The organism is Flexivirga caeni, from assembly GCF_003724155.1.
GTDB lineage: Bacteria > Actinomycetota > Actinomycetes > Actinomycetales > Dermatophilaceae > Flexivirga > Flexivirga caeni.
The window spans coordinates 1-1,136 of the sequence record NZ_RJJQ01000050.1 but is presented as its reverse complement, the minus strand read 5'-3'; the positions used below and the strand labels follow the sequence as shown (position 1 = coordinate 1,136).

General features: G+C 52.3%; 2 protein-coding genes. Both read left to right on the top strand.

The window, feature by feature from the left end:
- Nucleotides 1-860 (top strand): hypothetical protein (locus tag EFY87_RS20155; RefSeq protein WP_220093732.1); only part of this gene is annotated, 860 nt, incomplete at its 5' end.
- Nucleotides 850-1,136 (top strand): hypothetical protein (locus EFY87_RS20760; RefSeq protein WP_220093731.1); only part of this gene is annotated, 287 nt, incomplete at its 3' end. The genes EFY87_RS20155 and EFY87_RS20760, both read left to right, overlap by 11 nt.

Genomic DNA, 1,136 nt, shown 5'->3' with positions numbered 1-1,136 from the left:
GAGGTAATTGGTCGCGCAGCGTTAAAGCACAAAATAATGAAGGAGGTGCGATGAGTACAGAACCAAGTGACAATTTTTATTTAGATGCCCAACGGCGTGAACTCAGGCGCCTACGACGCATACTCCCAAAATGCAAGGAGGTGCGGGGCGCGATTCTCATCGGCTCCCTTCAGAACGAGTACTCCGATAGCCTGTCAGATGTCGACCTTCTGCTGTATGTGGAGGGCGCTCCTTGGACGCGCGAATTCCTTGACGAGAAGCTGACAGAATGGGGAATAACCCCCGAACTTCACTATTGGACCGGACTTGAGAAGCACAGATTGATTGCCAACGGAATCCGCTTTGATGTTTCGATCCGTTCCCATTACGCCGTCAAGGAGATGTTATTTTGGCCCGAGCTCTTCTTTGATGAGAGCGCAATTATCGTTGACGTTGATGGTGACATAGAGAAAATTGTTTTCGAACAGCGCCGAAAGGAACGGTTGCCTGCGGATCCTTTAAGTGATTATTCTGCGTACGTGACCAGCCTATTTAACGTTGCTGTTCAATTCATCAGAGGTGAGTTGATCAATTCTCGGAGCCGCGCTACAGGGTTGGTGGAAGCAGAGGCGCGTCTCCTGGGCAGCTATCGTGTTGGCAGCCTCAAGTGGCGTGAACCATCGCGGGACCTAGAGCGCGAATTTGCCGAGGCGGTACCAAGGATTTCTCGAATTGCGTTCGCGGCGTCTCCTGATGACTTCCGTAGAGTATTAATTGATGAACTAGACGAAGTACGCGAGGCGGCGGCGCCGGCATCAAGTGTCAGACAATTAGCCGGCTACTATGTTGCGAAACTAGATGCGTACGCTGATGAAGCGTAAACTCCATAGGGTCCGGACGAGCGAAGTGTTGGCAGAATTCGACGGAAACCTCGCCCGCATAGCGACGTTCAAGACGAACGGTGATACATCCGAGGAATTCGCGACGCTTGTCAAGCGGATTAAGACGGTACTCGCGGATGCTGCGATGAGTTCCTCTCGGCCAGTTTCTGTCGACGGAATGGCACTAGCCGCATACATGATCGCGCGAGTAGACCCCGAGTGGTATCGATCGGACGGGTCAAGAGTCATCGACGCGTTGAGATCTACTATTGAGAC